Origin of the sequence: Methylomonas rivi (genome assembly GCF_024505165.1) — a bacterium.
Lineage (GTDB): Bacteria > Pseudomonadota > Gammaproteobacteria > Methylococcales > Methylomonadaceae > Methylomonas > Methylomonas rivi.
Window position 1 is genome coordinate 1 of record NZ_JANIBK010000204.1, and the last position, 5,111, is coordinate 5,111.

The window sequence follows — 5,111 nt, forward strand, 5'->3', positions numbered from 1 at the left end:
GTTAAGCAATGACAAGGCCGGCATGACGCACGTCATGCCGGCCTTTTTTATGGGTGTTTTGCCCCGGCCGATGGTCGGTTAGCCATAGGCATGGCTAGAATGCATAATGACTCGATTGCGGCCATCCTGTTTGGCCCGGTACATGGCCTTATCCGCGGCGACTATCAGCGAGGTGAATGCCAGCCCGGCATGCGCGGAGTCGGCGATCCCGATACTGATGGTGCTGCGCAGCACTTCGCCGCCGCATTCGATTACGGTGCCGGCAAAGACTTGCCGCAGCCGGTCGGCCAAGAGCCAGGCATCTTTTTCGGCGCTGGCCGGCAATAAAATACAGAATTCCTCGCCGCCGTAACGGGCCAGATAATCGCCGCCGCGAATGGATTTTTCCGCTAGCGCGGTCAACTGTTTCAATACCTCGTCCCCTACCCAGTGGCCATAACGGTCGTTGATGGATTTGAAATGGTCTACATCGATCATCATGACGGCAAGCGTTTCCCCGTTACGGGAACAACGCGCCAGCAAGCGGGCCGCTTCTTGTTCCAGGCTGCGCCTGTTCATGACACCGGTCAGCGCGTCGGTTGACGCCAATTTTTGATGATCCGCGGCCAGCCGGTAATTCAGCATCAACACGAAGCCGAACGCAATGGACATTTGCGACATGCCGCCAACAAAAAAGGATGCCGGGTTAAGCGGTATTTGCGAATAAAGCCCGTAGGTATCGGCGGGCAGCAGGTAAACGACTATTGCCCTGATCAAAAACATGACCGCGACTATTGCGAATGACGAGCCGGTAAACCAATAGGCGGTACGCAGTGGTTGTTCGATGCGTATGAACAAGGCGCGGGCGCTGGCCGCATTGATTAAAAAAAACAGCATTGAATTGGCGATAACCCGGGCATGAATATTCGGGTGGAGAACCGTAAACCAGATATTCTGATAAAACGCCAGTCCGGCCAATAGCCAGGGTATATAGCGATTGCAGCGGCCGGTTTTGAAGACTTCAATACCGTTGAATTGAAAGCCTGTTCCCGTCAGCGCCAAACTGGCGCCCAAGACCAGTGCCCAAGGGTTGCCGGGAGGCTCAAGCTGGGTGTAGGAAAAAGCCAGACCGAGGCCGATACACAGGCTGCCAATCGCCCACTGCCGTACCCCGCGGATATCGCCGGCATGTAATCCCACCAGCGCCAGCAGGCCGGAAAACAGCAAGCTCAGCGCCGAGATCATCACCATCATTGTGCGCAGATCGAGATTCATCGGGTGAAATATCCTAGGCAATAATCTAAGTTTTTCATACGGTTCAAACAGTTAGCATATCTCAATTCTACGCCTAAATACCCGGTAAGCCGGTAATTTATATGCGCCGCCGGGCCGTATTTATCGAGCAGTGTCCGATTTACATGACGCCGCCGCCAGTGCCTTGTCGTTTTCCTGTCCCGCCGCGCCTCATGACGGAACATGATCTACGATTGCGGCGGTTTTTATCTCCCTTGCCAATCAAATTTTGGTTTGGATATGGAATTGTTGGCGGTTTTGCCGATCGGAATCGACGGCCGACAATGGCGGCTTAAGGTTACTCGGCGCGCAAGCTGAGCGGAACTTGATTACAAAATTATTATCCGCTGTTAACGTAAACAGCCGGAAACGGAAAACACCAGCCCACTCATTTTTCACGCCGATTTAATGCCGAGGAACACGAAATGAAACCCTATAAAACGCCAGCGATACCCGCTTCGGAAATCACCCCCAAGACACTGTTTTACGCTCGCCGCAAGTTCATGCGGAACGCCGGCGGCGCGGCTTTGACGGCCTTGCTGCCGCAGTCGCTATGGGCCGCCGGACCTTTCGGCGACTTGAAAAAATCCCCTTACGCCGTGGAGGAGGAACTAACCCCGCGCAAAGCCATCACGTCGTACAACAACTTTTACGAATTCGGCACCGGCAAGGAAGACCCGGCCGCCAATGCCGGCGTCTTAAAAACCCGTCCGTGGACCGTGTCCGTCGAAGGCGAAGTCAACAAGCCCAAAGTCTTCGATATCGACGACATTTTAAAAATGGCGCCCCTGGAGGAGCGCATTTACCGCTTGCGTTGCGTGGAGGCCTGGTCGATGGTGGTGCCGTGGTTGGGCTTTTCGTTGGCGGAACTGCTGAAACGGGCGGAACCCACCGGCAACGCCAAATATGTCGAATTCGTCAGCCTGTACGATCCGGCGCAAATGCCGGGGCAAAAATCCGCTGTGTTGGATTGGCCGTACCGGGAAGGACTGCGCATCGACGAAGCCATGCATCCTTTGACTTTGTTGACGCTGGGTTTGTACGGCGACGTGTTGCCCAACCAAAACGGCGCGCCGGTACGGATCGTCATGCCCTGGAAATACGGTTTCAAAAGCGCCAAATCGATTGTCGGTATTCGTTTGCTGGAAAAGCAGCCCACCACCAGTTGGATGAAAGCCGGTCCCAACGAATACGGCTTTTACGCCAACGTAAATCCGGATGTGGATCACCCGCGCTGGAGCCAGACCAAGGAACGGCGTATCGGCGAGTTTTTAAAGCGCAAAACCCTGATGTTTAATGGCTATGCGGACGAAGTGGCACCGTTGTATGCCAGCATGGATTTACAAAAATATTTTTAGGCATGTCTTTTAGAAACTTAGGCAACAAAACCGTGGGCCGGATTAAAGTCGGCGTATTTATGCTGGCCTTGATCCCGCTATTGAAACTTTGCGCCGGCGCTTATTCGGACGAGTTGGGCGCCAACCCCATCGAAAAAATCAGTCACGTCACCGGCTACTGGACATTGACATTTTTGCTGATTACCTTGACTCCAACCCCGCTCAGGCGTCTATCGGGCTGGCCGTGGCCGGTGCGTCTGCGGCGCATGCTGGGATTATTCGCGTTTTTTTACGGCTGCCTGCACTTTTTAACCTATCTGGTGTTGGACCAATTTTTCGATTGGGACGGCATTCTGGAGGACATCGTCAAGCGGCCCTATATTACCGTGGGTTTCCCGGCCTTTTTGTTGATGATCCCGCTGGCCGTCACCTCCACCGACAACATGATCCGCCGGCTGGGCGGCAAATACTGGCGCCTGCTGCATACCCTGATCTACCCCTGCGCCATCGGCGGCGTGGTGCATTACTGGTGGCTGGTCAAAAGAGACCTTACCAATCCCATCATTTTTGCGGTGCTACTGGGCGTGCTGTTGGGGGCGCGGGCGGTTTACCGGCCGAGGACTACCAAGCCTTTGTATTCTAAGATTGTAAAGCGGTGACATCGGTTTGCGGAAAATTCTCCGCCGACCCGAATGCCTTTCTGATCGGACAACTTATTTGCTTCGTAGCGTTGTGCCGGCTAAAGATTGGTGCAAAACTGCGCTTCATGACGGCCTTCACGGTTTATTGCCCGGTAAATTGTTAGTCTCTTTGCCGAAGCAAACGAATTGGAGGCCTGTGCCATGTATACCGCAGCCATTGATAGAAACGCCTTGAACGGCTTATTCGACAACCAAAAAAAGTTGGACGACCTGTTCGACTCCATCTTCGACGACGACAATTACTTCATCGGTAGCGTTAGTTCATCGCAATCGGAAAATCTTTACCCGGCGTCTGGTATTGGCCGTTCATTTTCGCCCAAGCAAAGCAGGATGAAAGAATCCCTGCTGACAATAAAAGAGCAATGCCCTTACTTTTTCGTGCTACCGATCGTGTTGGAAATTGCGGCGATTTATTTTGTTGTTACCAACCTGTTGTAGCATGTTCGCACCGCGTTGGCGGCGATCTTGCGGACTGATTTCGGCCAAGGATGTTCGATAGGCGCTACGGTTAGCTGGGCAACAAGGAAATAAAAAATATTTAACCTTAACTTAATTGGCTAAGGCATTGAGTTTTGACATTATCGCTCTCGGCGCGCAACAAGTTGTTGCGACGCATGGACTTGATATTCCAGTAAAAAATGAAAGAATGGCCCATCGTTAACCATAAAGTTTGGATGAGGCCAATATGAAAGTCTTATTAGCGCTGCTTACTTCACTTTTTTCATTTGTCATTCTGCTGATCGCAGGCTTTCAGTTCATACGGCTTTTCGTGAAAGAGCTAACCGAAATGGTCGTAGAAGCGTGGCGTAGCCCCGAATTGCCGCCTTCTTGCTGATTGCGGTTTGCTTGCATAAGAACCTACGGCATCCAACCCGTTCACAGTTAAACCAGCGTATTGAATCTGGAACGCGCGGGTTCAAGCAATTTCCGTAATCGTCATTACGGAAACCAAACCGTTTCCTGTCGGCCTGCAAATGGATACCTCATTCCGTCCCCGGCTGCATCGCATTTAAAGCCTTGTCCGCGCGCAGCTTTTCCACCATAAAGTCCACAAACGTTCTTACCTTGGCGGAGGCATGGCGTCCTTCCCGGTGCAGGACGTGAACCGGCAACGCCGGCGATTCATGAGCGGTCAGCAATGCCTGCAATTGACCGGCCGCCAACAATGGAGCAATCTGATAGGACAACACCCGGGCAATGCCCAGACCTCTTACCGCCGCTTCAATGGCGGCGTCATTGCTGGAGATGCACAGGCGTGATCTGGCTTTATACGACTGTGTTTTTTCTCCGCCTCCGAATTTCCATTCCGCCGCCGACCAGGAACCCGCCGCCGTGGTAATCAGGCAATGCCGATCCAGCTCATTTGGCAATTGCGGCACGCCCATTTCCTCCAAATAAGCCGGCGCGGCGCACAACACCCACCTTACTTGGCCGGCCCGGATGGCGCGCATGCTGGAATCCGGCAGTTCGCCAATCCGAATCCCCACATCCAGGCCCTCCTCAAGCAGATTTACCACCCGGTCCAGAAACATCGCCGAGATTTTCATGTCCGGAAAGCGTTGCAGGTATTCGACGATGCCGGGAATCACGTGCAGTTTGCCGAATAATACAGGGGCGGTGACAGCCAGCTGGCCGCGCGGTGCGGCATTGATGCCGGCGGCGGCTTCATCGGCTTCGTCGACATCGTGGATGATGCGTTTGGCATCTTCCAGATAGCGCTGCCCGGCGTCCGTGACCCGCACATGGCGGGTGGTCCTGCTCAGCAATTTTACGCCCAGCCGATTTTCCAGAGCGGCCACGG

At 53.6% G+C, this 5,111-nt stretch carries 5 protein-coding genes; 3 read left to right on the forward strand and 2 right to left on the reverse strand.

Translation table 11 applies throughout. The features are described from left to right. Positions 1-78: 78 nt before the first annotated feature. On the reverse strand, positions 79-1,254 hold the full coding sequence (locus NP596_RS19650; RefSeq protein ID WP_256617097.1) for a GGDEF domain-containing protein: 1,176 nt from the start codon (positions 1,252-1,254) through the stop codon (positions 79-81). Between the two features lie 443 nt (positions 1,255-1,697). Between NP596_RS19650 and msrP the strand changes: the two genes are divergently transcribed. The 3 genes from msrP to NP596_RS19665 all read left to right on the forward strand — a co-directional run bounded on the left by msrP (position 1,698) and on the right by NP596_RS19665 (position 3,748). Further along, positions 1,698-2,630, forward strand: a complete 933-nt coding sequence (msrP, locus tag NP596_RS19655; RefSeq protein ID WP_256617098.1) for a protein-methionine-sulfoxide reductase catalytic subunit MsrP — start codon at positions 1,698-1,700, stop codon at positions 2,628-2,630. Between the two features lie 2 nt (positions 2,631-2,632). Continuing rightward, positions 2,633-3,268: a protein-methionine-sulfoxide reductase heme-binding subunit MsrQ gene (msrQ, locus tag NP596_RS19660; protein ID WP_256617099.1), complete on the forward strand. Its 636-nt coding sequence runs from the start codon at positions 2,633-2,635 to the stop codon at positions 3,266-3,268. A 183-nt stretch (positions 3,269-3,451) separates the two neighbouring features. Further along, entirely contained in the window at positions 3,452-3,748 is a 297-nt protein-coding gene (locus NP596_RS19665; RefSeq protein ID WP_256617100.1) for a hypothetical protein, read from the forward strand. A 545-nt stretch (positions 3,749-4,293) separates the two neighbouring features. On the opposite strand, the gene NP596_RS19670 is transcribed toward NP596_RS19665, so the two are convergent. Beyond that, positions 4,294-5,111 (reverse strand): LysR family transcriptional regulator (locus NP596_RS19670; RefSeq protein WP_256617101.1); only part of this gene is annotated, 818 nt, incomplete at its 5' end.

Bases quoted from the DNA above. Each gene is read 5' to 3' on its own strand.
- NP596_RS19665 (WP_256617100.1), top strand. From the start codon at position 3,452: ATGTATACCGCAGCCATTGATAGAAACGCCTTGAACGGCTTATTCGAC.
- msrP (WP_256617098.1), top strand. From the start codon at position 1,698: ATGAAACCCTATAAAACGCCAGCGATACCCGCTTCGGAAATCACCCCC.
- msrQ (WP_256617099.1), top strand. From the start codon at position 2,633: ATGTCTTTTAGAAACTTAGGCAACAAAACCGTGGGCCGGATTAAAGTC.
- NP596_RS19650 (WP_256617097.1), bottom strand. From the start codon at position 1,254: ATGAATCTCGATCTGCGCACAATGATGGTGATGATCTCGGCGCTGAGC.